General features: G+C 73.0%; 23 protein-coding genes. 8 read left to right on the plus strand and 15 right to left on the minus strand.

The annotated features are described in order from the left end of the window. Positions 1-279: 279 nt before the first annotated feature. The gene (locus ABD832_RS11805) at positions 280-945 is read left to right on the plus strand and encodes a ribonuclease HII (RefSeq protein WP_344892642.1); all 666 of its coding nucleotides are present in this window, start codon (positions 280-282) and stop codon (positions 943-945) included. Between the two features lie 7 nt (positions 946-952). Here ABD832_RS11805 and ABD832_RS11810 read toward each other — a convergent pair whose 3' ends face one another. Beyond that, complete coding sequence (locus ABD832_RS11810) at positions 953-1,867, minus strand: serine hydrolase domain-containing protein (RefSeq protein ID WP_344892645.1); 915 nt, start codon at positions 1,865-1,867, stop codon at positions 953-955. Between the two features lie 129 nt (positions 1,868-1,996). Between ABD832_RS11810 and ABD832_RS11815 the strand changes: the two genes are divergently transcribed. Next, positions 1,997-3,100, plus strand: coding sequence for an LLM class flavin-dependent oxidoreductase (locus tag ABD832_RS11815; protein WP_344892648.1), 1,104 nt, complete (start codon positions 1,997-1,999; stop codon positions 3,098-3,100). Between the two features lie 7 nt (positions 3,101-3,107). Here the strand turns inward: ABD832_RS11815 and ABD832_RS11820 are convergent, their stop codons facing one another. Continuing rightward, entirely contained in the window at positions 3,108-3,494 is a 387-nt protein-coding gene (locus ABD832_RS11820) for an SCO5389 family protein (RefSeq protein ID WP_344892651.1), read from the minus strand. A 63-nt stretch (positions 3,495-3,557) separates the two neighbouring features. Continuing rightward, positions 3,558-4,523: an ATP-binding protein gene (locus ABD832_RS11825; protein WP_344892654.1), complete on the minus strand. Its 966-nt coding sequence runs from the start codon at positions 4,521-4,523 to the stop codon at positions 3,558-3,560. A 796-nt stretch (positions 4,524-5,319) separates the two neighbouring features. On the opposite strand from ABD832_RS11825, the gene ABD832_RS11830 reads away from it, so the two are divergent. Further along, positions 5,320-7,362, plus strand: coding sequence for a DUF7927 domain-containing protein (locus tag ABD832_RS11830; protein WP_344892657.1), 2,043 nt, complete (start codon positions 5,320-5,322; stop codon positions 7,360-7,362). Positions 7,363-7,458: 96 nt separating this feature from the next. On the opposite strand, the gene ABD832_RS11835 is transcribed toward ABD832_RS11830, so the two are convergent. After that, on the minus strand, positions 7,459-8,853 hold the full coding sequence (locus ABD832_RS11835) for an LCP family protein (RefSeq protein WP_344892660.1): 1,395 nt from the start codon (positions 8,851-8,853) through the stop codon (positions 7,459-7,461). Positions 8,854-9,082: 229 nt separating this feature from the next. Between ABD832_RS11835 and ABD832_RS11840 the strand changes: the two genes are divergently transcribed. After that, positions 9,083-10,093 (plus strand): hypothetical protein, encoded by a 1,011-nt coding sequence (locus ABD832_RS11840; protein ID WP_344892663.1) that lies wholly within the window; start codon positions 9,083-9,085, stop codon positions 10,091-10,093. Here the strand turns inward: ABD832_RS11840 and ABD832_RS11845 are convergent. The 5 genes from ABD832_RS11845 to ABD832_RS11865 all read right to left on the minus strand — a co-directional run bounded on the left by ABD832_RS11845 (position 10,048) and on the right by ABD832_RS11865 (position 15,808). Then, on the minus strand, positions 10,048-10,959 hold the full coding sequence (locus ABD832_RS11845) for an NAD-dependent epimerase/dehydratase family protein (RefSeq protein ID WP_344892666.1): 912 nt from the start codon (positions 10,957-10,959) through the stop codon (positions 10,048-10,050). The genes ABD832_RS11840 and ABD832_RS11845 overlap by 46 nt on opposite strands. A gap of 193 nt (positions 10,960-11,152) precedes the next feature. Next, the gene (locus ABD832_RS11850; protein ID WP_344892669.1) at positions 11,153-12,913 is read right to left on the minus strand and encodes a class I adenylate-forming enzyme family protein; all 1,761 of its coding nucleotides are present in this window, start codon (positions 12,911-12,913) and stop codon (positions 11,153-11,155) included. Beyond that, on the minus strand, positions 12,910-14,121 hold the full coding sequence (locus ABD832_RS11855) for a cytochrome P450 (RefSeq protein WP_344892672.1): 1,212 nt from the start codon (positions 14,119-14,121) through the stop codon (positions 12,910-12,912). The genes ABD832_RS11850 and ABD832_RS11855 overlap by 4 nt, the downstream gene beginning before the upstream one ends. After that, positions 14,118-14,849: a glycosyltransferase gene (locus tag ABD832_RS11860; protein WP_344892675.1), complete on the minus strand. Its 732-nt coding sequence runs from the start codon at positions 14,847-14,849 to the stop codon at positions 14,118-14,120. The genes ABD832_RS11855 and ABD832_RS11860 overlap by 4 nt, the downstream gene beginning before the upstream one ends. After that, a complete protein-coding gene (locus ABD832_RS11865; protein ID WP_344892678.1) occupies positions 14,849-15,808 on the minus strand; it encodes a 3-oxoacyl-ACP synthase III family protein in 960 nt (319 codons plus the stop codon). The genes ABD832_RS11860 and ABD832_RS11865 overlap by 1 nt, the downstream gene beginning before the upstream one ends. A 171-nt stretch (positions 15,809-15,979) precedes the next feature. Between ABD832_RS11865 and ABD832_RS11870 the strand changes: the two genes are divergently transcribed. The 3 genes from ABD832_RS11870 (at position 15,980) to ABD832_RS11880 (ending at position 19,468) form a co-directional block, all read left to right on the plus strand. Continuing rightward, the gene (locus ABD832_RS11870; RefSeq protein ID WP_344892681.1) at positions 15,980-17,431 is read left to right on the plus strand and encodes an MFS transporter; all 1,452 of its coding nucleotides are present in this window, start codon (positions 15,980-15,982) and stop codon (positions 17,429-17,431) included. A gap of 74 nt (positions 17,432-17,505) precedes the next feature. Beyond that, a complete protein-coding gene (locus ABD832_RS11875) occupies positions 17,506-17,886 on the plus strand; it encodes an ArsR/SmtB family transcription factor (RefSeq protein WP_344892684.1) in 381 nt (126 codons plus the stop codon). A gap of 235 nt (positions 17,887-18,121) precedes the next feature. Next, a complete protein-coding gene (locus ABD832_RS11880; RefSeq protein ID WP_344892687.1) occupies positions 18,122-19,468 on the plus strand; it encodes an ABC transporter substrate-binding protein in 1,347 nt (448 codons plus the stop codon). Between the two features lie 12 nt (positions 19,469-19,480). Here ABD832_RS11880 and ABD832_RS11885 read toward each other — a convergent pair whose 3' ends face one another. Continuing rightward, positions 19,481-20,446 carry a GlxA family transcriptional regulator gene (locus ABD832_RS11885; RefSeq protein ID WP_344892690.1) on the minus strand — a complete coding sequence of 322 codons (966 nt, stop codon included), beginning with the start codon at positions 20,444-20,446 and terminating at the stop codon, positions 19,481-19,483. A gap of 102 nt (positions 20,447-20,548) precedes the next feature. Further along, positions 20,549-21,022, minus strand: coding sequence for a MarR family winged helix-turn-helix transcriptional regulator (locus ABD832_RS11890; RefSeq protein WP_344892693.1), 474 nt, complete (start codon positions 21,020-21,022; stop codon positions 20,549-20,551). A gap of 57 nt (positions 21,023-21,079) precedes the next feature. Here ABD832_RS11890 and ABD832_RS11895 point away from each other — a divergent pair, with 57 nt between their 5' ends. Continuing rightward, complete coding sequence (locus ABD832_RS11895; protein WP_344892697.1) at positions 21,080-21,868, plus strand: alpha/beta fold hydrolase; 789 nt, start codon at positions 21,080-21,082, stop codon at positions 21,866-21,868. Positions 21,869-21,887: 19 nt separating this feature from the next. On the opposite strand, the gene ABD832_RS11900 is transcribed toward ABD832_RS11895, so the two are convergent. The 4 genes from ABD832_RS11900 to ABD832_RS11915 all read right to left on the minus strand — a co-directional run bounded on the left by ABD832_RS11900 (position 21,888) and on the right by ABD832_RS11915 (position 26,074). After that, positions 21,888-22,667, minus strand: a complete 780-nt coding sequence (locus ABD832_RS11900; RefSeq protein ID WP_344892699.1) for a glycoside hydrolase family 16 protein — start codon at positions 22,665-22,667, stop codon at positions 21,888-21,890. Positions 22,668-22,669: 2 nt separating this feature from the next. Further along, positions 22,670-24,277, minus strand: a complete 1,608-nt coding sequence (locus tag ABD832_RS11905) for a hypothetical protein (RefSeq protein WP_344892701.1) — start codon at positions 24,275-24,277, stop codon at positions 22,670-22,672. A gap of 19 nt (positions 24,278-24,296) precedes the next feature. Continuing rightward, complete coding sequence (locus ABD832_RS11910; protein ID WP_344892704.1) at positions 24,297-25,004, minus strand: hypothetical protein; 708 nt, start codon at positions 25,002-25,004, stop codon at positions 24,297-24,299. A gap of 77 nt (positions 25,005-25,081) precedes the next feature. Next, complete coding sequence (locus ABD832_RS11915) at positions 25,082-26,074, minus strand: MinD/ParA family ATP-binding protein (RefSeq protein ID WP_344892707.1); 993 nt, start codon at positions 26,072-26,074, stop codon at positions 25,082-25,084. Between the last annotated feature and the right edge of the window lie 30 nt (positions 26,075-26,104).

Here is a 26,104-nt window from a genome sequence, read left to right on the forward strand (position 1 = left end):
CCGGGAACGGCACGTGGCCCGGGACCGGCGCGTATCCGGGAACGGCGCGCGACCCGGAGGTCACGTGTCAGGGAACGGCACGGGCGCGCGTCGGATCCGTACCCGGATATCGGCAGGGTGTTTCACTCCCTGAAGTCACCCGAGCAGTTGTTTTTCCTTTATGTGCATGATTAAAGATATTCATCCTTTTTGTCGTGGCCCGGTCCTCCGGAATTCCCGCGCGACGGGCCGCCGGGGTTCACCGCGCCCGTGCGGCCCCTCACCCGGTAACGTCGGCACGTGCCTCCCTCCTACGCGCTCGAACGGTTGCTGAACGACGGCGGATCCAAGCTGGTCGCCGGGGTGGACGAGGTCGGGCGCGGGGCCTGGGCCGGTCCGGTGGCGGTCTGCGCCGTGGTCACCGACCTGTCGGAGCCACCCGCCGGGCTCACCGACTCCAAGCTGCTCACCCCCGCCCGCCGTGCCGCCATGGCCGAGGAGATCACCGCCTGGGCGGCCGGGATCGGCTACGGCGAGGCGTCCCACCGGGAGATCGACGAGCTGGGCATGACCGAGGCGCTGCGCAGGGCGGCGGGCAGGGCACTGGCCGAGCTGCCCGTCAGGCCCGACGTGGTCGTCCTCGACGGCAGGCACGACTACCTGGGCGCCCCCTGGGCGGTGCGCTGCGAGGTCAAGGCCGACCTGTCCTGTGTCTCCGTGGCCGCCGCGTCCGTGATCGCCAAGGTCCGCAGGGACGCCCACATGGCCTCGCTGGGACCGGACGCGTACGGGTTCGCGGCCAACGCCGGGTACCCCTCGCCGGTCCACCAGGCGGCCCTGGCCGAGCTCGGCCCGACCGAGCACCACCGCCTGTCCTGGTCCTACCTCGACGACCTGCCCCGGTGGCGCCACCTGAAGAGGCACCGCAACCCGCTGGCCGGAGAGGGCCAGCTCGACCTGTTCTGACGGGCGCCTACCCGGAGGCGGCGGCCACGATCGCCGGGACGAGGGCGAACGCCGGGCGCCACCCGGGGACCAGGGCGGTCTCGGAACCGGTGGTCACCGTCACCAGCCGCAGGTCCGGGACGACCACGACGTGCTGGCCCGCGTACCCTCCGGCGACGAAGGCGCGGTGTCCCGCGATGGCGGTCGTCCACCACAGGTACCCGTAGGGAAGGTTCTCCGGCGGGCCGCCGGGACCGTGCGCGGTGGTCGCCTCGGCGGCGTAGGCGGGGTCCAGGACGCCGGGGACGGGGTCGAGCCAGAGCTCGCCGAACCGCAGCAGGTCCAGGGCGGAAAGACGCAGGTGGCCGAACCCGTAGGACAGGCCGTCCGGGTCGCGGGGCCACGTCCAGCCGGTGATGCCCAGCGGCCCGAAGAGGCGCTCGGTCGCGTACTCCTGGAGGTCCCGGCCCAGGGCCTCCCGCAGCGCCGCGGCCAGGACGTGGACCGCGCCGTTGTCGTAGACGAAACGCGTGCCCGGCGCGTGCGCCAGCGGTGCCGACAGCAGGACGTCGAGCCAGCCACCGGGCAGCGCCATGACCTCGTCGATGTCGAAGCGGCCGGTGTGCTCGGCCCCGCCCGACATCGTCAGCAGGTGCCGTACGGTCACCTCGCGCCGGGCCGGTGGCACCCGGGCGCCGAGCAGATCGCCCAGGGTGCTGCCCGGCTCGATCACGCCGTCGGCGACGGCACGGCCCACCAGCGTGGACAACACGCTCTTGGTGACGGAGAAGACGTCGCCGGGCTCGTCCAGCCGCCGGTCGCGATAGGCGTGCCCGGCCAGGACGTCCCCGCGGTGGGCCACGACGAGATGCTCGGTGGCGGAGTAACGGGGGTCGGTGCGGATGGTCCCGTCCGCGGCCGCGATGGCGTCGTGAAGGCGCATGAGGCCCGACCCTGCCATACCGGGCACCCGGTCCCCCACGTCTTTTCCGCCCTCGTCGTTCTCCTCGCCGTACGGACTCGTGCGGCGGGCCGGGTACCGGAGGCCGCGCGCCGGGGACATCATCGGAGCATGCGGATCGGAGTCTTCCTGGTCGCCGCCGGATTCCCCGGCCGTGAGCCGGGACAGGTGCTGCGGGACACCGTGGACGCGGTCGTCGCGGCGGAGCGGGCCGGGTTCGACGACGCCTGGATCGCCGAACACCACTTCATGTCGTACGGCGTCTGCCCGTCGGCGGCGACGCTGGCCGGGGTGGCGCTGGGCCGCACGACCAGGATCGGGCTCGGCACCGCGGTGAGCGTCCTGTCCACCCGGCACCCCGTGGACCTGGCGGAACAGGCGGCCATCCTGGACCGGGTGTCCGGGGGGCGGTTCACCCTGGGGGTGGGCCGGGGCGGGCCGTGGGTGGACCTGGAGGTGTTCGGCACGGGCCTGGAGAGGTTCGAGCACGGCTTCCCCGAGTCGCTCGACCTGTTGTGCGAGGCGCTGTGCCGGGACGAGATCTCCGCCGACGGGGAGTTCTTCGGGTTCAGGAAGGTGCCGATGGTCCCCGCGGCCAGGTTGCGGCCGGTCGTCGCGTGCACCTCGCCACGGACCGTGGCGCTCGCGGCCGAACGGGGGCTGCCGATGCTGCTGGGCATGCACATCGGCGACGGGGACAAGGCCGCCCTGCTGCGCGAGTACGAGGAGGTGGCCGCCGCACCGGTGCCGGGCGCGCGGGCGAACGGGGCCGCGGGGGTGCCGATCTCGTCCAGGGACCGGGACCGGGACGCGTCGTTCCGGCCGGCACCGCCCCGGCACGTCGCGGCTGCGGTGGGCCACGTGGCCGACACGACGGAACAGGCCGTGCGGGAGCTGCGGGAGGCCATGCCGCGCTGGCTGGAGCCGGGCCTGGCGGGCTACGTACCGGTGGACGGGCGGTCGCGGCCCGCGCGGGACGTGCCGGGATACGTGGACTTCCTGTGCCGGACGCACCCGGTCGGCTCGCCCGGCCGCTGCGTCGAGATGATCGAGCGGACCGCCGCGGCCACCGGGCTGCGGCACCTGATCCTGCTGGTGGAGGGGGCGGGCGACCGCGCGCGCACCCTGGAGAACATCGAGCGGCTCGGGGCCGAGGTGCTGCCCCGGATCCGGGGCCGTGCCCGTCAGGCGCGGGCGGGCACGACCCCGGGATGAGGGCCCGTCAGCAGTCGACGAGCTCGGGCGTCTGGTTCAGGATCTGCGACCTCGCGGTGACGAACCTCGCGTGGGCGTCGGTGGCGGCCGGGTCGAAGACCGCGACCCGGTGACAGTTCTGGAAGGCGAGCCGTACCCCGAAGTGGCGTTCCAGGGCGCCGCGCATGGCGTCGCTGGCGAGAGCGCGCAGGAGTTGACCGCGGGCGGCCTCGTCCGGCGGGGGCACGGTGTTGTCGGCGAACTCGGCGCCGGTGTTCTCCCGCTGTTCGACCAGACCGGTGATCAGGGTCCAGGCGTAGGGCAGGGAGTCCCTGACACAGGTGACGAAGGCCGCGTCGTCCACCTCTCCGGCTTTGGCCTGGTCGAGAAGATCGTTCGAAACGGTCAGCGACATGCTGCGTTCTCCTCTCAAAAGGGGATCATTCAGACAGTAGTTCGGGGGTGATGATCGCTCCACCTAGCCGGAGAGCGACACTCGCGTGGGCCCGAAGACGAAGCCGGGGTCGATCTGGGCCGCCAGGTCCTCGCCGGTGGCCCTGTTCGCCCACGCCTTGGCGTTGCGCAGATGGAACAGCGCGGCCTGGTCGCCGAAGCGGGCCCAGTCCTTCTCCTGCGCGTCGAGACGGTCCAGGAGCCTGCCCAGCGCCAGGGCGTTGGCCGGTTCGAGGTCGCGGAGGGTGAAGGGACGGCCCTGCTCCATCGCGCGGATCGCGGCGGAGTGCTCCAGGCAGACCAGCAGGTCGTCGCCGACCTCGTCGCGCAGGAACGCCACGTCACCGGGACCGTGCACCTTGTTGCCCACCACCGCGATCGGCACCCCGTAGTCGGCGGCGTAGTCGCGGTACTGGCGGTAGACGCCCACGCCCTGCCGGGTCGGCTCGGCCACCAGGAAGGTCATGTCGAAGCGGGTGAACAGCCCCGAGGCGAAGGAGTCGGCCCCGGCCGTCATGTCGACCACGACGTACTCGCCCGCGCCGTCGATCAGGTGGTTGAGGTAGAGCTCGACCGCGCCGACCTTGGAGTGGTAGCACGCCACCCCGAGGTCGTCCTCGTCGAACGGCCCGGTGACCATCAGCCGGGGCCCCTCGGGCGTGGTGACGGCGAACCGGGAGTGGATCGGGTCGTCCCCCTCGTCCAGGTGGAGCAGCCGCGAGCCGCGTCCCGGCGGGGTGGTCTTCACCATCGCCGAGGCCGACGAGATGCGGGGGTTGTCACCCCGCAGGTACTCCTTGATCTCGGTCAGGTGCGAGCCCATCGGCCTCGGTAACGCCCCGTCCTCCATCCCCAGTGCCATACCCAGGTGCTGGTTGATGTCGGCGTCGACGGCGACGACGGAGCCGCCCCGGCTCGCCGCGTACCTCGCGAACAGCGCCGACAGTGTGGTCTTGCCGCTGCCGCCCTTGCCGACGAATGCCACCCTCACGGACGTTCCCATCTGATTATGAAAATCATTACGGTCGGTTCGAGGAACATCATGCCACGGCCGCGGGGGACGCGTGGCGATTACGGCCCCGGGTGGCGCGTCCCTGACCAGGCCGGATACGCGGACAAAGGTGATCTTCACTGACATCGGCGACGAAACCGGTAGGAGGAACGCGTGCCCTGTCATGACCGGTCCGGAAGATCCGCCGTTCCCGCTTCGCGGTCTCCTGTACGGGCTCGGCGACCGGCTTGGGGGTCGGCGGGGCAGAAGTTTGCCCTGGCCGACGATCAGGTGCCGCCGGTACGGGTATCCCCCTCCGAATCAATGGATCTTGAGCCCCCCGGCGAGATCGTGGACAAGGGTCAGCAAGGGGCTTGCGGTGTTGCGTACCGGTACCTGGTCGCGTCCTGTTCGAAGGGGGAGATCCGGCGGGGTCGCCGCGTGGGGGGCGGTGCTCGCGACACTCGCGGTCCTCGCGACACCGTCGGTCGCACCCGCCGCGTCCCGGCCGGCGACGGCCGGTAAGGACGGCGGGTCCGCGCTCTCGGTGAAGACGGGAGAAGGGGTCGTACCGTCCGCGGGGGGCGTGTCGTTCCGGCGGGAGACCCCGTCCATGACGGCGGTTCCGTCCGCGCGGGCGGTGTCATCCGCGCGGACGGCACCGTCCCGGGAAGCCGTGCTGCCCTCGGAGGCGGATCCGGAGATCGGCCCCGAAGCGGATCCGGAGGCCGGCCCCGAAGCGGGTCCGGAAGCGAGCTCGGGACCGGGTACCGTGCCGGGAACGGCACCCGCGGGGGTGAGGGACGCTCCCGGCACGTCCCGGACGGACGACGAGCCCCAGGCCGGTGACGGGGCCCGGGCGGCCGACGAGCCTCGGATCGCCGGTGGATCCCGGGCCGGTGACGAGTCCCGGGCGAAGCTCGGGCCGGAGATCGAGGTCGTCGCGTCGGTCTCGCCCGTCCACGCCAAGCCCGGACAGAAGGTCACCCACACCGTCCGGCTGCGCAACACCGGCGACGCCCCCCGCTCCGGTCTCACCTTCACCCGCGACCTGTCGGGCCTGCTGGACGACGCGACCTTCGGCCCCGGCCTGTCGGCCACCTCGGGCACCGTCTCCTTCGACGCGCCCGAGGTGACCTGGACCGGTGACCTGGCCGCGGGCCAGGCGGTGACGGTCACCTACGACGTCACGGTGAACGACCCTCCGGCCGGAGACCTGCGCCTGTCCCTGGAACCGGCCGGTTCCAGGGGGTCCGGCTGCGAGGCCGGCTCCGGGGATCCCGCCTGCGACGATCCCGGCGCGCCCGGCCTGCCGCTCCTGTACGTCCTGATGACCGCCGACCACGACAGGGTCGCCCCGGGTGAGGTGGTCACCTACACCGTCACCGTCGGGAACGTCGGAACCGCCGCCTACCCGGACGCCTCGCTCACCGGACAACTCTCCCGGGTGCTCGACGACGCCACCTACAACGGCGACGCGCGGGCCACCCGCGGAACCGTCACCTACACCGTGCCCAGGCTGGCGTGGACCGGCGACGTGCCCGCGGGCGAGACGGTCACGATCACCTACAGCGTGACCGTCGACGCTCCCGACACCGGGGACCGCGTGCTGGACAGCGCCGTCCAGACCCTCGGAGGAGGGACGAACTGCCCGGCCCCCGCTCCGGTACGCGCGACCGCCCCGGGTGCCGTGCCCGGATCCGGATCTGTACCCATGTCCGGGTCCGGGGCGACGCCGGGATCCGGGGCAGGGTCCGCGCCGGGGTTCACGGAAGGGTTCGCGGAGGGGGCCGCCAGGCTCGCCGGGCCCGTACCCGGGACGAACCTCGGCTGCGGCCAGCGGGTCACCGTGGAGGGTGTGACGATCACCAGGAAGCAGGTGCCCGAGGTTCCCAGGCCGGGCGACGTGGTGAACTACACGATCACCGTCACCAATCCGCGCCGGGACGCCTACACCGGGGCGCACCTGAGGGACGACCTGTCGGGGATCCTCGACGACGCGGCCCTCGGCGACGTCGTGGCCTCCTCGGGAACCGTCGCCCACGCAGGAGCGGTGCTCGACTGGCGGGGGGACGTCCCCGCCGAGTCCACCGTGACGATCACCTACGCCGTCACGGTGGGCGATCCGCCCGCGGGCGACTCGACGCTTCGCGGTGGTGTGGTGGGGGTGCGGCCGGAGTCCAACTGCCCGGCCGAGTCGTCCGATCCCGCCTGCGGGAGGTCCCCGGTGAGGATCGCCCCCGCTCCCGCCCATGCCCACGCCCCTGCAACCGCCCTCGCTCCCGCTCCCGCCGTCACCCTCGCCCCGGTCCGGACGCTCGGTCCCGACTCGGCGGAGGCACCGGCCCCTGCACCCGCACCGGCCCCCGCCCCGGAGCAGGAGCCGGTCCCCGGACGCGCGGCATCGGACCTGCCCTCGGTACCGGAGGAGACCTCGGCATCTGACCTGGCCCTGGCGCCGGACCGTGCCCCGGCACCGGACCGGCCCGCAGCGCCAGGGGAGAACGCCGTGCTCGACGAGGCCTCGGTGCTGGGACGGGATTCGGCGCTCGGGCAGGGCCCGGCCGCCGAGGAGGGGACGGCCGAGGAGGGGACGACGGCCGTTCCCGCCCCGTCGCAGGAGGCGGGCGAGCATCCCGGCGAGGCGGTCGAAGGGTTCCGGGAGCCGGGCACGGGAGAGCTCTTCCCGGACGCCTGCCGCGTCGGCGGGCCCTGTGCCCGGCCGGTCGTTCCGGTCCTTCCCTTCACCGGGTCGCGGCTCGACCCGCTCCTGGCCGGGGCGCTGCTGGTCCTCCTGGGCCTGGCCCTGCGGTCGCGTGCCCGGCGCGAGACCCCCTGATCCGACCCGGACGCCGTATCCCCGGCCGGGTCCGCCCGGTACCCCGGACCCTTCCGGACGCCCTGGACGTCCGGGAGGGTCCGGGTGTGCCGGGCGTCAGTCGCAGGCGGAGTCGAGCACGACGGCCCTCGTCCCGGCGCGGCCGGCCGCGTTCTTGCCGCGGTTCCCGGTCGGCACGGCCGGCAGGGCAGCCCGGGGAGCGGGGGGCGGCGCGGCCAGGGTCGCGGCGACCTCGCGCTTGATCAGGTTGTAGTCGGGTGCGCCCGAGTAGATCAGCGGGGGCACGAACTGCAGGCTCCTGATCCTGGAGTGCTTCACCTTCTCGGAGAGCTCCACCAGATCGGGCAGGAGCTCGCGCGGGATGTCGGTGGAGATCGCGTCGACCGCGGCGCGGGCCAGCCTCTCGAAGCTCTTGAACACCGTCACCGGGTCGGCCTGCTTGGCGACCGCGTTCAGCAGGCATTTTTGGCGGCTCATCCGCACGTAGTCGTCGCTGTAGGTGCGCGACCTGCCGTACCAGAGGGCCTCCTCGCCCGAGAGGCGGCGCCTGCCCGGCTCGATCCGGCCCTCGTTGCGCAGGCCGTAGACGATCGGGTCCTTGACGCGGACCCGCACGCCGCCCATCGCGTCGACGATCTCGGTGAACCCCCGCATGTCGACCATCGCGTAGTAGGGGACGTCGAGGCCGAGGATGCCGCCGACCGTCCTCTTCAGCAGGGCGGGACCGCGCTGCCGCTTGTTCAGCCGGGGGGCCATCTCGGGGTAGTCCTCGGCGTACTGGTAGACCTCGTTGAGCATGCCCGGCGTGTACGGCGGCTGGCCCTCGAAGCCGTAGGGGAAGCGGTCGCGGGCCGGGCCCGGCGGCATCGGGACGTTCTCCAGGTTCCTCGGCAGGCCGAACAGCACGGTGTCACCGGTACGGGTGTCGACGCTGGCCACGGTCATGCTGTCGGTACGCACGCCGACGCGGTTGGCCGCGGCGTCGGCGCCGATGAGCAGGATGTTGATCCGCTCCATGTCCTTCCACGGGTCGTCGACCGGGATCGGCGTGACACTCTCGGCGAACACCGAGGTCACCACGGTCTGCGAGACGTACGCCAGCCGGGCCGTGTACACCAGCGGGGCGACGATGAGCGCGCAGAGCAGGCCGATGGCGGCGGCCGAGAGGTACTGTGCCGCCGGGGACGCCTCCTTGGGGCGGACCAGCAGGTAGGAGCGGATCGTCACGCTCACCGTCACCCCGGCGACCAGCAACGCGGTCAGCGCGAAGGCCCACAGCCAGACCGGCTGGACCGCGAGGGCGAGCAGTGCGGGCCCGGCGGTCAGCATCGCGGTCGTGGCCGCGAGGGCGAGGATCAGCTCGATCCCCATCAGCAGGGCACCGGTCAGCCTGCGGCCGACCCACAGGTGGGCCAGACCCCACAGGACCGCGGATCCCAGTGCGAGGGCCAGGCTCGATCCCACGTCCGTCCGCCCCGCATCGCGCGTCATAATCCCTGCTTCTGCCGTCCGTCACCCCACTACGTCGCAGGTTAATAACGGTTTTCGGGTCAATGAGCTATGTGGTCGTTCGACGCGCTGAGGGGGGTCGGTCAAGGTTTGTAGACCCGATCTCACCATCGAGTTGACAACGAGTCCCAAATTATCGTCAAAAACCCTGTTTGTGGGGTTTTACCAGGCAAAACGGGGGATTTGCAGGTAAAGCGGAGAGGGGGTTTCCGTGCGCACCGTGATCGGCTCATTGGTGATCGCGCTCGGCTGTCTCCTCGCCCCCCTGGCCCTTCTCGCCGGGTGGGCGGCGAGCGAGGTCGCCGATCCCGCGGGGTACCTGCGGACCATGGCCCCGCTCGCCGGTCATCCCGTCGTCCGGGACGCCGTCACCGACCACGTCGCCGACGAGGTCACCCTGCGGTTGCACGGGCTGGGCGTCCCGGCGCGCGCGGAGGTGGTCCGCCGGACCGCCGAGACCGGTACCGGGGACGACTTCGCCGCCGTCTGGGTGGAGATCAACCGGGCGGCCCACCACCGGTTCACCACCGTGCTGAGCGGCAAGGGCGGCACCGGTGGCACCGGTGGCACCGGTGGCACGGATCCCGCCGTACGCGGCGGGGTCGAGTACGACTTCACCCCCATGTACGAGCTGGTCAAGAAGAGGCTGCAACGCTCCGGCGTGGAGGCCGCCACCCGCCTGCCCGACACCCCTCCCACCGCCCGGCTGATCCCGGCCTCCGCGGCGGCCGGCGCTCACCACGCCTGCAACGGGCTGATCTCGCTGCGGTGGGTCCTGGCGGGCGCCTCGCCGCTCCTGATCGCCGCCGGGGTGTTCCTGGTCCGTGACCGGCGCGTCGGGCTGATCGGCGCGGGCATCGGGGCCGCCGTCGGCATGCTGGCCCTGGCGGTCGCCCTGTCCGCGCTGCGCAACGTGTACCTGCCCGAGTCCATGCCGCGGAACGGCCTGCGGGTCGGTGCCGTGGTCACGATGTTCGACACGCTGACGACGTCGCTGAGGAACGGCCTGAGGGTGATCTTCGGGCTGGGCCTTTCGGTGGCGGCGGCGACCTTCCTCACCGGGAGCGGCTTCAACCGTCCCGCCCCCGAGGCACCGGAGGGCTCGGGGACCCCCGCGTCTTCGGCGTCCCCGGCGTCCCCCGGGTCCCCCGCCGCCGCGTCCCTTGCGGTCCTTCCTCACCAGCCGGCGGCGCCCGCGAAGGACGTCGCCGACGGCCGGTAGCCGAGCCGGAGCCGGGCGGCGGTGATGTCGAGGGTCCGCTCGACGGCCAGGTGCCCCACGGCGTACCGGGTCAGCCGGGGCGGGTACCGGCGACGGAGCGACCGGTGGGCGGTCTCGGCCACGACGGCGAGCAGACCGGCCGGTCCGGGCGGCAGGTAGTACGGTTCGGCGTCCAGGCCGCGTTCCCGCAGGAGCGCGCGCAGGGCCTCGTCGAGCACCACGGGCTCGGCGTCGGTGACGTTGAAGACACCGTGGCCCACCGGGCCCGCCGCGGCGAGCAGGCAGGCGCGGACCAGGTTGTCCACCGAGGTCAGGCTGACCCGCTGGCGCCCGTCGCCCACCGCGAACACCCGGCCGCCCCTGACCGCGCCCAGGATCCGGGGGAGCAGCGTGGTGTCCCCCCTGCCGTAGACCGCGTGGGGCCGCAGGACGACCGCCCCGTCCAGGCATCTCTCCGCCGCGGCCTTCGAGGCGCCGTACGCGTTGGCGTACCGCCGGACCGGGGCGGCGTCCTCGGCGGCCATCACGGTCGGCCGGAACGGGTCGTAGACGCTGGCCGTGCTGACGTGCACGAACCTGGCGCCGGGGAAGGCCGCGGCGGCGTTGCGGGTGCCCTCCACGTTGACGGCCCAGATGGCGCGCGGCGGGCCCCAGTCCGTGACGCTCCCGGCGCAGTGGACCACCACGTCCACCTCGTACGGCCGCGGGGCGGCATCGAGAAGGTCCCAGGAGGTGTACGGGGCACCGCCGACGTGCTCCCCGGCCACGGCCGGCCGCCTGCCGAAGGCCGACACCGTCCAGCCCTCGGCCACGGCCGCCCGGCAGACCGCGCCTCCCACGAACCCCGAGGCCCCGGTCACCGCCATCCTTCGTCCTGTCCCTGGCCCGCCGCGTGCGGGAGGGAGGGGACGGCCCTCGGTCCAGGGCACGGCGGGGCAGGAGCGAGAGGGCTCGGCGGGGTCAGGTACGGAGGGCACGATGAACCCGGGGACAGAGGGCATGGAGGACGCGGAGGGCACAGAGGGCCAGGGCTCGGAGGGCTCGGAGGACTTGGCGAGGTCAGGCACGGCGGGTGACCAGGTCCCGCAGGGCGGCCCGGTCGAGCTTGTCGGACCGTCCCGAGCGCGGGAAGGCGTCGAGCGGCTCGATCCGATCGGGCAGGGCCGCGGCGTCGACGATCCCGAGGAGCGCCCGGCGCAGCCGGGCCTCGTCGTAGCCACCATCGCCGCCGTCCGGGACGACGGCCAGCACGACCTCCTCGTCCCCGGTCCCCGGGTCGGCGAGCCCGACGATCGCCGCCTCGGCCACCCCGGGCAGTGCCGCGATGCCGGGCTCGTACAGGCCCGGGTAGATGTTGAACCCGTCGCGGAGGATCATGTCCTTCTTCCGGCCGAGCAGTACCAGCCGGTCCCCGTCGAGGCGGACCAGGTCACCGGTGGCGACCTCGCTCAGCGGCTCCTCGCCGAGGTAGCACCGTGCCAGGTGGGGTCCGGAGACGAAAAGCTCGCCGTCCTCGGCGATCCGGACGCCGACGCCGGGCAGGGGCGTCCCGAGCAGGTCCCCTCCGTCGTGGGCGAGCTTCTCGCCCGCGGACGCGATCGCGACGGGAAGCGCCTCGGTCATGGCGTAGACCGACAGCACCTCGGGCCCGGCCTCGATCGCCCGGCGCAGCACGCCCGGCGGGGCCGGGGCCGAGCCCAGCAGCAGGTAGCGGAGCGTCGCCGGGAGCCGGGGGGTCTCGCGCAGCAGCCGGTCCAGCCGTACCGGGACCGCGAAGGTGTGGGTGGCCCGCCGCTCGGCCAGCTCGGTGGCGAGGTCCCCGCCGCCGGGCAGCGACCAGGTCGCCCCGGCCAGCAGCGCGGGCAGCCCGAGCATCAGCTGGTCGGTGTGCACGACGTCCCCGGGTCCCAGCGGGAACGCGGTCCTGAACATCTCCAGCCCGGCGGCGAGCGACCCGCGGGTGTGCACGACCCCGCGCGGGCGCGCCGTCGTCCCCGAAGTGAAGATCACAGCCGCCGGCCGGTCCGGGTCCGAGCCGTACGCCGCTCCGTCGGCCCGCTCCGTTTCGACGGCCGGGTCCGGGCCGTACGCCTGTGACCGGCCCGGGTCGGCGGACGTCCCTCCGGCGGCCGGGGCGGGTGCCCGCTCCCCGGGCCGGGAACGGGCGGACGGCCGCAGGATCCGTGAGAGCCGCAGCGCTCCGCGGGGGACCCCGGGCAGCCAGGGGCCCGCGTACAGGTGACGGACCGGCCGGCCGGGGAGCGGGTCCGCGAGGTTCGGCAGGAGAAGCCCGCGTCGGCGGGCCAGACCCCTGAGCGGGCCGCTCAGGGTGTACAGCAGGGACTCGGCGACCACCCAGGCGGGCCGGGCCGCGGTCATGCGGGCGGCGAGCACGTCGGGCGCCAGCCCGGGATCGGCCAGGACGAGCGTCCCGCCCGCCGCCACCGCCCCCAGGGCCAGCGCCACCGCGTCCACCCCCGGACGCACCGCGAACAGCACCCCGTCACCCGGCCGCACCGCCCCTGCCCCCGGCCCGTCCCCTGCCACCGGCCCGTCCCCGGGCCGGGTCCTCGCCTCGGACCGTGTCTCCGTCCCCGTCTCGGCTCGGGTCCCCGCCCGGGTCCGGGACCGGCTGCCGGGCCGTTCCCGTCGTGGCGGAGGGGCCGTCATGGCGTCGCGGACCGCGGCCACCCGTCGGCCGAGCTCGCCGTAGGTGATCTCGCGGCCCCCGCCGTCGACGATGGCGACCCGTGCGGGCTCCCGGGCGGCGACGGCCATGATCCCGGCGACGATGTCGTTGGTGTCGTTGATGTCGTTCACGAGGCGCTCACCCACAACCGCTCGTAGGTGGGAATGAGGACCCGCCTGGCCGCGCGCCGTCGTACCACGCGCACCCGGTGGGAGAGCAGGACGGAGGCCACCGCCCGGATCTCCGCCAGGGCGAGGGGGTAGCCGATGCAGAAGTGCGGTCCCGCGCCGAACCAGAGCCTGCGCAGTTCGGGAGGGTGGGGCCTGGAGGGGTCGAACGGGCCGTACGCCCTGGCGCAGTTGTGGGTGACGATCAGTACCCGGTCACCGGGCCGCACCCCGATCCCGCCGACGCGGGCGGGGGCGGAGACCGAGCGCAGCATCACCGGGGTCGGCGTGGTGACCCGCATCGCCTCCTCGACGAGCGCGTCCAGATCACCGATGCCACCGAGGTCACCCGGGGCACCGAGGTCGCCAAGGCCGCCGAGATAGCCGAGGTGCCCGGTGTCACCCGGGCCACCGGAGCCGCTGGCCAGGGACCGGTGGTCGTGCACGAGGGCGACGAGCCGGGGGACGAACGTGGCGACCGTCTCGGTGCCGGTCAGGAAGAACGCCCCGGCCGCGCCCCTGGCCTCGGCCGCCGACAGCCCCTGCGCCCGCATCCGGCCCATCACCGTGGACTCGTCCCCGGCCTCGTAGGCGGCCTGCGCGATGTCCCCGATCCGGTCCAGCACCCGTCGGGCGGCCGTCACCTGCCGGTCCGACAGCCGCCGCGAGCGCAGTGAGACCATCGAGACGACCCGCTCGCCGTCGGCGAACAGCTCCCTGGCGCGCGCCTCGGAGACCTCGCCCAGGCCGATCACCCGGCAGATCACCGCCCCGGCCATCAGCCGCATGGCGTCCACCACGTCGACCGTCTCACCCCGTTCCAGCCGGGCCCCCAGGTCCGCCAGCGGACCGCGGAGCACATCGTCCACCAGCGCGGAGACATGGGCGGGGGCGAAGAGCGGCGCCAGTTTCCTGCGCAGCGCGAGGTGGCCGGGCCCCTCCATGTTGAGCAGCACGGAGGGACCGAGCACGGGGGTCCACAGGTCACCGGGCGATCCGGGGCCGTCCTTGCGGAACCGCTCGTCGGTCAGCACGGCACGCGCCACGGCCGCGTCGTTGACCACGACGCCCAGGCCGGGGACGCGGACCACCGGCCCGAGGCGGGCCAGCGTCCGCATCAGCGGGTAGGCGACAGGGTGGGCGGCGAGCTGGAGTCTGCTCTCGTGGTTCACCGGACGTCGACCACGTCGGGCCGGTAGTGGTGGTCGGCGTACCAGGCGAGGGTGCCCGCCAGGCCGTACGCGCGCAGCCTGCGCACCGACCCGAAGACCACCACGTCGCGGCGCGAGGCGTACGCCGGGGTGAGCGCGCGCACCCGGTTGACCAGGGCGCGGTCCTCGTGGACCTCCTCGATCGCGGTCCTGGGGAAACCGCCCGCCCGCACGTACAGGTCGGCGGTGACGGCCAGCGTCGCACCGGGCATCATCACGTACGGCCCCCGGTAGCGCGGGTCCCTGTTGCCGGGCCGGAACCGCCCGAAGGTCGCGGCCACCCCGATCACGAACGGGATGAGGTACCGCTCCCAGAGCTTCAGCCGGAACTCGTCGGTCCGGGGCCGCAGCTGCCCGCCGACCATCTCCAGCCCGTCGCCGAACGCCCGCCGGATGTTGCGGACCCAGTCCGGGCGGGGCAGGCAGTCGGCGTCGGTCCTGGCCAGGTGGGTCGCGCCGTGCGCGATGGCGTGCCGCATCCCGGTGTCGGAGGCGGCGCCGGTGCCCTTGCGGGTCTCGGTGATCACCTGGACGCCGTGCCGCCGGACGATCTCGGCGGTGCCGTCGGTGCTCGCGTTGTCCACCACGAGCAGGGTGAAGTCCCCGTCGTCCTGCGCGGCCAGCGCCCGCAGCGTCCCCTCGATGCCCGCGGCCTCGTTGTACGCGGGGACGATCACCCACAGGTCCATCACATCTCCGCCAGCATCACGCCGGTGCTGATCCCGCCGCCGAGCCCGAGCATCGCCACCCGGTCGCCCGGACGGGCGCCGCCCAGCGCGAGCTGGAGCGGCAGCGTGGTCGAGGCGCAGTTGCCGTGCTCGGTCAGGCTGACCACCAGCCTGTCCTCCGGGAGGTCCAGCACCCGCGCCAGGAAGCGCAGGTAGGGCAGGGCCACCTGGTGCACCGCCACGACGGCGAAGTCGTCCCAGGTCAGGCCGGTGCGCTTGAGGGCGTTGAGGAAGATGTCCGGGCCCACCGCCTCGAAGGCGCGTCTGAGGGCGCGCCCGTCGCCGCGGAAGTAGGAGTACTCCAGGTCGCGGGGGTGGGCCGAGCCGCCTCCGGGCAGGGTGCCGATCGGCCAGGCCGTGGAGTCGGCCGCGAAGTCGCGGTAGAAAATGCCACGTTCCACATCCGCGGCGACCGTCACGGCGGCGCCGGTGTCCGACAGCGTGTAGCCGGCGAACGAGTCGGCGAACTGCGCGCGGTCCCTGACCCGCCACCGGATCGCCCGTGACGGGATCTCCCCGGCGCAGACCACCACCTTGCGGTGGGCCCCGGACAGGATCAGCGCCTCGGCGATCTGGATCCCGTTCAGCATGCTGTTGCAGGCGTTCTTGACGTCGAACACCGGGCAGGACAGGCCCAGCTTGGCCGCCACGATGTGCGCGGTGGCGGGTTCGATCATGTCCTGCGAGGCCGACGCGAAGATCAGCAGGTCGGCGTCGGAGTGGTCGAGCTTCCGTACCGCGTGGACGGCCAGGTCGGAGGCCTGCTCGTCGTCACCGGCCACGTGGCGTCGCCTGACGCCGGTCAGGCGCTCGACGATGCCCCGGTGGGGCGCGTAGCCCTCGATCCGCCGTTCCACGTCCGCGCTGGACACGGTCCGTTCCGGCAGGTACGCCGCCACGCCCGTGATCCGGGCCTTCATTGATCCCCCCGAACGGGTCACGTATCCATCTGTTCGCGCAATGTATCTAAAAGCCTGGGATTTGTCCTGATCTGGGGTGTCGTCATGGGGCCGCCGAGCAGGGGAAGACCGCGCGGAAAGGAGTTCCCGCGCGCTGCATGAGCCGGGCTCATGTGGGTAATCCGGTTCGTCATGAACGACGCTCAGCCGAAGGCGGTGACCACCAAGGTCCCCGCGCGCCTGGACCGGCTTCCGTGGTCACGCTGGCACTGGATGATCGTGATCGGTCTCGGCACCGTCTGGATCCTCGACGGTCTCGAAGTGACGATCATCGGAAACCTCTCCGCCACCCTTGCCAAGGAGGGCAGCGGGCTGGCGATCACGCAGACCCAGGTGGCGGGCACGGCCGCGGCCCTCTACGTGGCCGGGGCGTGCCTGGGGGCGTTGTTCTTCGGCTGGCTCACCGACAGGTACGGCCGCAAGAAGATGTTCATCATCACCATGGTCGTCTACCTGGTGGCCACCGCCGCGACGGCGTTCTCGTTCTCCGCCTGGTGGTTCTTCCTGTTCCGGTTCCTGACGGGCTTCGGCATCGGCGGCGAGTACGCCGCGATCAACTCGGCCATCGACGAGCTCATCCCGAGCCGTCACCGGGGCAGGATCGACATCATCATCAACGGCAGCTACTGGCTCGGCGCCGCGGGCGGCGCGCTGCTGACCGTGCCGCTGCTCAACAACCTGCCGCTGAACATCGGCTGGCGCGTGGCGTTCGGCCTGGGCGTGGTGCTCGGCCTGGCCATCCTGCTGGTCCGCAGGCACGTGCCCGAGAGCCCGCGCTGGCTGTTCATCCACGGCCGCGACCGGGAGGCCGAGGGCCTGGTCGACGAGGTCGAGAAGCGGATCGAGCAGGAGAAGGGCGTCCGGCTCGACGAGCCGTCGCAGTCGATGACCATCCACCAGCGCAAGTCGATCGGGTTCGGCCAGATCGCGCACACCATGGTCGCCCGCTACCCCAAGCGCACGGTTCTGGGCCTGTCGCTCTTCATCGGCCAGGCGTTCCTCTACAACGCCATCACCTTCGGGTACGCGCAGATCCTGTCGACCTTCTTCGGCATCGAGACCGAGACCGGCTACTACTTCGCGGTCATCGCGGTCGGCAACTTCCTGGGCCCGCTGCTGCTGGGACGGCTGTTCGACACGGTCGGCCGCATCCCGATGATCTCCGGTACCTACATCGGGTCCGGGGTGCTCCTGCTGGGCACGGCCTGGCTCTTCAACCAGGGGATGCTGACCGCGGTCACGCTGACCGCGTGCTGGTGCGTGGTGCTCTTCTTCGCCTCCGCCGGTGCGAGTTCCGCCTACCTGACCGTGAGCGAGATCTTCCCGATGGAGACCCGCGCCATGGCCATCGCGTTCTTCTACGCGATCGGCACCTTCGTCGGCGGCGTGGCCGGTCCGCTGATCTTCGCCAACCTCGTGGAGAGCGGCAGGCCCTCCGACACCGCGCTGGCCTTCACCATCGGCGCCTGCCTCATGATCGCCGCCGGTCTGGTGGAGGTCTTCCTGGGCGTCAAGGCCGAGGGCAAGGGCCTGGAGGACATCGCCGCGCCGCTGAGCACCGCGCCCGGCACGACGTCGAGCTGAACGCGGCGCCGTCCCGGCACCCGATGACCTTGGTACGATAGTCGTTATCATTGAGCATCTGTTCAGGAGTCGTCATGGAAGCCGTCACCCCCCTGGACGCCTGCGTGACCATGGAGCCGGACGAGGGCAGGGTGGCGGCGACGCGGGACCGGCTCGTCACCCCCGAGGAGGCCGCCCGGCTCGCCGACCTGTTCCGGCTGCTGGGCGACCAGACCCGGGCCCAGCTGCTGTACGCGCTGCTGGAGGCCGGGGAGATGTGCGTCTGCGACCTCACCGAGACGGTCGAGGTCAGCGACACCGCCGTGTCGCACGCCCTGAGGCTGCTGCGCACCGCGGGCATCGTGGCCGGTCGCCGCTCCGGCCGGATGATCTACTACCGCCTGGCCGACTCCCACGTCCGGATGCTCCTCGACCTCAGCCGCGAGCATCTGCGCCACGAGATCGTCGCGGGCTGACGGCGAGCCGGCGGCGGGTCCGATCGGGCCGATAGCGGAATCGGCCGGGCAGGGTCCACGCGTCGCTGCCGACGGCCCGGGCGAGGGGATGCGGGTGGGACGGATGTGGCTTCCGAGGTGATCGTGGTGTTTGATCCCCCTGTGTGGTGGCAGAGGATCCATAAGATCGTTTTTCGCGGTAGGCCTCCCCGGGCTTGATGTCGCCGTCCGCACCACGATTCCGCTGGAGGTATGCATGCGCGGTACGACTCGCGTGTTCGCCGTGACCACCACCGCCGCACTCGCCCTCGGGCTGGCGGCCTGCAGCCCCGGCGGGACGGCCGACGGTGGCCGGCCGGTCCAGCAGGCCGTTCCGGCGGGCGGCCAGAAGTCCGCCAAGCCGGTCACCCTCAGGTACTGGACCTCGTTCCTGCCGGACGCGACGCTGCGCGAGGCGATCACCGCCTTCGAGACGGGGCACCCCGGCGTCGAGGTCGAGCTGCGTTCCTTCGACGAGCCCGGCTACCACGGGCGGCTGCCCAAGGACCTCGCCGCGGACAAGGCGGCCGACGTCGTCGGCCTGCGGATCCCGGCGATGACCGGCGAGATCAGGGACCTGCTCCGCCCGGTCGCCGACTGGAAGGACAAGGTCTCCGCGGGCTGGGTCGACGAGCTCGACAAGACCGCGATCGACCGTACCGAGAAGGCCGCCGGGAACGGGAAGCTCTACGCCGTCCCGATGGGCTCCAGCGGCGGCGCGGTCATGTACTACAACGCCGGGCTGCTCTCCGAGCTGGGGATGTCCTTCCCGGAGCGGGCCGCCGACCTGGAGACCATCGTCAGGCGGGTCAAGAAGGAACTGCCCGACGTGCGGCCGGTCGTCTTCTCCGGGGAGCCGCGCGGGCAGGAGGAACTGCTGTTCACCATCGCCGGTCAGAGCCACCCCACGCTCTCCGACGAACTGCTCGCCGGCCGGAAGCCGTGGAACGGCCCCGACGTGGTCTCCGCGCTGACCGCCTACGGGTCGCTCTTCGAGCGGGGCGTGCTGGCCAGGTCGGCGCTGAAGCTCAAGGGCGACCGCCCTGCCGAGCTGTTCCGCTCGGGCAAGGCGCTGTTCCTGGTGGACGACTCGGGCCAGAGCCCGATGCTGTCCGCGTCCCACCGCAAGACCGCCAAGATCTCCGTCAAGAACGTCGGCGCCGGCCCGTTCCCCACCATCCTGCCCGAGGCCGAGCCGGCCGTCCGCAGCACGCCCGAGGTGGGGCTGGCCGTCACCAAGAGTTCCAAGCACGTGGCCGAGGCGGCCGCGCTGGTCGAGTTCCTGACCGTGGGCGACGGCGTCCCGGTCTGGGCGAAGGGCCTGACGATGATCCCCGCGCGCGAGGACTTCCGGCCGGAGTCGTCCGTCTTCGCCACCCCGGAGGGCAAGAAGGGCCACGCCGCGATCGAGGAGCTCGTCCGCGACGGCGGTTCGGCCAACGTCCCCGACGAGGTGTTCCTGAAGCGGGCCGAGGGCGCGATCATCCTCGACGTCGCCCACGGCCGCCTCACCGCCCGCAAGGCCGCCGACCGCCTGCAGAAGGAGTGGGCGCGCGGCCAGTGACGCCAGGACGGCTCAGGCGTCCACGGTCCTGAAGGTACGGCGGTAGGCCATCGGGGAGACCCCGATGGCCGACTGCAGGTGCTGGCGGAGCGAGGCGGCGGTGCCGAACCCGGCCCGCAGGGCGACGCCGTCGATCGGCAGGTCGCTGGTCTCCAGCATCCGCCTGGCCAGCTCCACCCGCTGCAGGACGAGCCACTGCCCCGGGCTGAGTCCGACCTCGTCGCGGAACCGCCTGGTGAAGGTGCGCCGGCTCATCCGGGCGTGCGCCGCCAGCTCGCTGAGCGGGAGCGGCCGGTGCAGCCGCTCCAGCGCCCACGCCCTGGTCGCGGCGGTCGTGCTGGCGGCCGGGGCGGGGAGCGGGTGCTCGATGAACTGGGCCTGACCGCCGTCGCGCCACGGCGGGACGACGCACCGCCTGGCCACCCGGTTGGCCACCTCGGTGCCGTGGTCGCGCCGGACGATGTGCAGGCACAGGTCGATGCCGGCCGCGACCCCGGCCGAGGTGAGCACGTCCCCGTCGTCGATGAAGAGCACGTCGGGATCGACCTTGACCCGGGGGAAGAGCCGCTGGAAGTGCTCGGCGCTGCTCCAGTGCGTGGTCGCGGGACGGCCGTCGAGCAGGCCGGCCGCCGCGAGCACGTAGGCGGCCGTGCAGATCGAGACCAGGCGGGTGCCCGGCCGGATGCGCGCGAGCGCGTCGCTCAGGGGCTCGGGCAGCCGCCCCTCTGCGGAGATGGGGCCGAGCCCGTAGGTGGCCGGGATCACCACGGTGTCCGCGGCCGACAGGGCCTCGGGGCCGTGCCGGACCGTGATCGAGAAGTCGGCGTCGGAACGCACAGGGCCGCCGTCGACGCTACAGGTGATCACCTCGTAGAGCCGCTCACCGGACGGCCCGCGGGCACCGCCGAAGATCCGTGGCGGGATGCCCAGCTCGAAGGGGATCACACCGTCCATCGCGAACATGACGACCCTGTGCATGACCCGATTCTGGCACGCGATGGAAACGGGCCACGCGTCCGGCCCGGCCGGTCCGTGTCGACGTCGCCGAGGGGCCGTCGGTCCGTGTCGACGACGTCGACGTCAGTCCATGTCGACGTCGTCGAGGAGCCGCAGGAGACGCGAGAGCACCTTCAGGCAGGCGGTGATCTCGGCGTCGGTCAGGTCGCCGCCGACCTCGCGCAGCATCGCGCGCTCCCGGTCCACCACGCCGGTGGCGGCGGCCTCGCCCTCGGTGGTCAGCCGGACGAGCGAGGACCTCCTGTGCGCCGGGTTGGGGACGATCTCGACCAGGTGGCGCGCGGCCGCGTCGTTGACCATGCGCTGCACGAACTGACGGCTCAGCGCCTGGGCACGGCCCATCCGGGGGACGGTCATCGGGCCGTGCTCGCGGAGCATGACGAGCACGGCCCGCGTCCCCACGGAAAGCCCCTCGAGGGCCACGTCCTGCTCCACCCTGCGCCAGGCGCGCCGGTACAGCGGCCCCACCAGGTCGAAGACCTCGGTGAGGCGGTCGGTCGATGCTCCGTTCGCCGGGCCGCGGCCTGTCTCGTCCACGAGACCATGATGACACCTGAGTTGTCATCGTCGAGCAAAGATGACACCTTAGGTGTCATGAAAGATCTCTTCTGGCTCGACTCCGGCACCGGACGCCCCGTCGTCCTGCTGCACGGGGGCTTCCTGGACCACCACATGTGGGACGACCAGATCCCGGTCCTGTCCTCGCGGCACCGCGTCATCGCGCCCGACGCCCGCGGTCACGGCCGGTCCGCCAACGCCACCGGGCCGTACCGGTTCACCGACGACCTCGCCGCGCTGCTGCGTCACCTGGACACCGGGCCCGCGATCCTGGTGGGCGTCTCCATGGGGGCGGGCATCGCGGTCGACACCGCCCTGGAACACCCCGAGCTGGTGGCCGCCGTGGTCGTCAGCGGGGCCGGCACCAGCGAGCCGTACTTCACCGACCCCTGGACCACCCGGGCACTGGCCACGTGGCACTCGGCGATGGCCGCCGGTGACCTGGACGCCTCGGTCGAGGCGTTCGTGCTCCTCGCCACGGGCCCGCACCGCACCCTCGACGAGCTCGATCCCGAGGTCGTGGACCGGCTGCGCCGGATGGCCAGGGCCACCATGTCCAAGCACACCGCCGGCGAGCCCGACCGGCTCGTCCCGGTACGCGACACCTGGGAGCGCGCCGCCTCGATCGGCGTCCCCGTGCTGGCGATCAACGGCGCCGTGGACTCACCCGACCACATCGGCATGGCCGAACGCCTCGCCGGCGTCGTCGCCGACGGCCGCGCGGTCTCGATCGACAAGGCCGCGCACTACCCCAACATGGAACGCCCGGAGGCCTTCGGCGAGATCCTCGGCGACTTCCTCCGTACGGTGCGGTCACCGATGTGACCGCACCGCCGGTACGGGGTCAGCCCGCGCCGCCCGACGCCGGGTAGATGCGGAGCCAGTCCACCTCCATCCACGCCTCTCCCGCGCTGCCCTGGCCCGGGAACCAGTCCAGCTGCAGGCAGACCGACATGGAGCTGCGGGTGGCGTTGCCGGAGCGGAACCACTCCTTGCCGTCGATGTACCCGACGACGGCGGACGGGGTGAGCTCCACCGCGTAGGTGTGCCAGGTGGTCATGTCGATGTCGGCGTGGGCCTGTTCCTGCCCCTGGGGAGTGTGCAGGAAGAAGTTCGGCCGCTGCCGTTGCGGGTCGTCGATGACCTCCAGGAAGTCCACCTCCTCCCCGGTGGCGCTCTGCACGTTGCCGCCGCCGTTCTCGGGCCAGAGCAGCGCGACCGGGTGGTAGGAACCGGCGCCCGGGTACAGCCGGACGCGGGTCTCCCAGCGCCCGTAGGTCTGGGCGTGACGGGCGGCCAGCCCGGTCGTCGTCCCGTCCTCGCGGCCGTGCAGGTAGAGCGCCCCGTTGCCCAGGTAGAGCTGCCCCGGAGAACGGCGGCCGTTGCCGGCGTGCCCGGCGGAGTCGTAGAAGACCCAGTCGGACTCGTCGAGGTAGTCGTCGAACTCCGCGCACCAGGACGGCGCGCCCCAGCCGAGGGCCTGCGCGGCGCTCGCCTCGCCGGTCGCGGCCGGGGCACAGGGCGCCGCCGAGGCCACCTCTCCCTGGGCCGAGCTCAGCGTGCTCACCGCCAGCGCGGCCACCATGCTGAGTACGGCGACCCGCACGTGGGATCGGGTGATCATGGCTACTCCTCCCAGGATCTGGCGCAGAGCGTGGAGGGACTGAAGCTCCAGCAGCCGACGCTCGTCGGGCTCGGGGCCGGGGTCGCCGCCGCGCTCGGCGACGGCCTGGCGGGAGAGGCGGGCGGCGCGAACACCCAGCGCGGTGCCGCCGGCGCGGCCGGTGCCGCCGATGTCCCCGACGTGGGCGCCTCATGGTTGGCGATCAGCAGGACACCGGATTCCGGGCCACGGCTCAGCCAGGGCGCCAGGCCCCAGCACGAGGCGAGATCCCCGGGACCGCAGGGGTCCAGGGACCGCCTGAGCGGGGGAAGCGGCACGACGATCCGGGGCGAGGGCGTCGGGGACGGCGCCGTCATCGGGGACCGGACGGGCTTCGCCCACTCGGCCCGAAGGGTGGGCTCGGTGACGGGCCGCTGTACGTGCGACGGCCGCCGCGCCGGGCCGGCGGACGGCGAGGCGGGCTTACGGGACGAGCTCGCCGAGGGTTTCGGCGAGGCCGGCTTGGAGGTGGCCGTCCTGGTCGGAGTGGGAGTGGCACTCGGCTTGGCCGAGGTGCTCGGCTTGACCGAGGCGGTCGCGCTCGGTTTGGCCGAGGCGGTGGGGCTGGGCTTGGGTGGGGTGGACGTGGTCGGCTTGACCGAGGTGGTCGGCTTGGCGGTGGCCGTGGCGGTGGGGCTGGGCTTGGGCGGCGTGGACGCGGTCGGTTTGGCCGAGGTGGTCGGCTTGGCCGAACCGGTGGCACTCGGTTCGGGCGCCGGTTTCGTGGCCGTCCCGGAGGGGTCGGGACGCGGTGTGGCGCCCGGCTGCCCCGGTGTGGTGGAGGCGGTGGGGGCCGTGCTCGGCGTGGGGACGGTGGAGGCACTGGACGACGGCCCCGGTTTTCTGTCACCGGGGTTCGCGGGCGGGGCGCTCCTGGGAGCCGCCTGGGACGACTTCGGCGCGGCCGACGGCCGCGTCTCACGTCCGCCGTTCTCCGGGGCCTTCGTCGTCCTGTTCCGCGACGGTTCCTCGGCGGGGGGCGTCCTTTCGGAACGCGGGGCCGTCCTCTCGCCACGCTTCGGCTGTACCGGCTCCCGCGCCGCCTCCTTCCGGTGCGGCGTCCGGGACGGCTCGTCCGGGACCTCCTCCGGCGGGGCGTTCCGCTGGGATCTGGCGGGTGGTTCTGCCTCCTCAGGTGGGGCCTTGCGGTTCGACCGCGCGGGTGGCTCGGCCTCCTCCGCAGGGGCCCTGCGGTTCGACCGCGCGGGTGGTTCGGCCTCTTCCGCAGGGGCCCTGCGGCTTGACCGCGCCGGTGGCTCGGCCTCCTCCGCAGGGGCCCTCTGGGCCGATCTCGTCGGTGGTTCGGCGTCGGCGGGCGGGGCCTCGTCCGGTCTGGAGGGGGCCTCGGCCTCGGGGGCGCTCTCCTCCTCCGGGGCGACCTCCTCGCGCCCGGCAGGAGGTTCGTCGGGGGGAGGCGCGGCGTACTCCTGCGACGGTGCGCCGGTGTTCACGCCCGGGTCGGCCACGGCGGCCCACGGCTGGGCGATGACCGCGCTCGTCGTCGCGGAGACCGCGGCCAGCAGAAGGCCGGAGACCAGGGTGACACGCCGGGATGAGCTGCGTGGGGGCATTGGGGGGCTCTTCCTGGATCTATGGGGTGGGCTCTGGACCGGAGACGGGTTTCCAGCCCGCGGCCGTGAATTCGGGGGTGCCCGGCAGGGCGACGGGCGGCACCGAGGCGGAGAGCGGGTCGGGGACGTTGACCCAGTCACCCCGGTTCGTGCCGCGCAGGCCGGGATGCCACGCCATGAGCAGGCTCATGGCGTACGGGCTGGAGTAGGTGGGGTCGGTGTCCCCGACGCCCTTGGTGGCGGTCACCTGGACCAGCACGGAGACGTGTATCTGGTCGCGTGCGCGGGCCCGCCACTGGACGCCGATCGTCCGCGTCCGCATGGCGGCCCCGTCGGGCAGCGCTCCCTCCTTGGGAAGGCCGAGGATCTCCCTCCATCCGGCGGCGGCCTCGCGGGCACCGGCCCGTGCCGCGTCGTGCTGGTCCGGCGGGGCGTACAGCACCGCCGCCTGCTCGGCCTGTTCGGCGTCCAGGGTCCAGGCCGCCTCCAGCGCGGCGGCGGCGGCCGAGGCCGCGCCCAGCTCGGTACGCGGGAAGCCGACGGGGTAGCCGGCCGCGCCCTCGTAACCGGACGGCGCGGCCAGGCGCACGGTGTCCCCGGCGGCCCCGGCGGACCCGGCGTTCTCGGTGCTGCGCGAGGCCGCGACGTCCACGGGATCGAAGACGGGCCGCAGCAGCTGCCATGCGCCGGCCGCCAGCAGGATCGCCCCCACGATCGAGACGACCACGATGAGCATCCTTCGCCGGGCGCTCGGCGGAGGGCCCAGATCCCAGTCCAGCGTGGGATCCTCGGCGACCGGCCGCACTAGTGACCCCGGTCGGGACGCTGGCCGAACGCCAGCCCGGCTGCGGCGGCCAGACGCAGGTACGCGCCCCGGGTCGTCGGGCGCAGGCGGACCAGGTCCACCTCGGCGCCCTCCTTGAGGTGCGGGTCGTAGGGGATGCGGATCACCGCGCGGCAGCGGGAGTTGAAGTGGCGCTCCAGCAGGTCCAGGTCCACGTCGGACTTGGGCTCCACCGCGTTCAGCACGACGATGGCGTTCTTGACGAGGTCGGCGTGGCCGTGGGCGGTCAGCCAGTCCAGCGTCGCGGCGGCCGAGCTCGCCCCGTCCACCGCGACCAGGCTGACCAGCACGATCTGGTCGGCCAGCTCCAGCGTCGCCCCCATGGCCCCGTGCAGCAGGCCGGTCCCGCAGTCGGTGATGCAGATGGAGTAGTAGCGCTCGATGAGACCGGCGACCGTGCGGTAGTCCTCGGCGTTGAACGCCTCGCTCACCGCGGGGTCGGTGTCGGAGGCCAGGACCTCCAGGCGGGCGGGCGACTGGGAGGTGAAGGCGCGGGCGTCGGCGTAGCGCAGGATGTGCGGGGCCTCGGCCAGCATGGTGCGGATGGTCGCGGCCGTCTCGGACTTGACCTTGATGCCGAGGGTCCCCCGGTCGGGGTTGGCGTCGATCGCGATGACCCGGTCGCCGCGGAGCGAGGCCAGGGTGTTGCCCAGGGCCACGGTCGTGGTGGTCTTGCCGACCCCGCCCTTGAGGCTCATGACCGCGATCCGGTGGTGCCCGCTCGCCACGGGCGTCTGGGCCTGCGCGATCAGCGTGCGGCGCTCCAGCTCCGCGGCCGACTCCGCCGGGATGATCCGCTTGCCGGAGAGCTGCCAGACGAGCCGGCGCCACCCTCCGGCGGGTTCCGGGCGGCGGTTGGTGAGCAGGTGTTCCGCGGTGAGCGGGACGCTCTCGTGGAACTGGTCGGGAGGAGTGGACGGCGATTTACGAATGTGGGGGGAGGTATCCGTCATTGCGAAGGTTCCTTTCGCAGGGAGCGAGCG

The organism is Streptosporangium longisporum (genome assembly GCF_039534895.1).
In the GTDB taxonomy this organism is placed as follows: Bacteria; Actinomycetota; Actinomycetes; order Streptosporangiales; family Streptosporangiaceae; genus Streptosporangium; species Streptosporangium longisporum.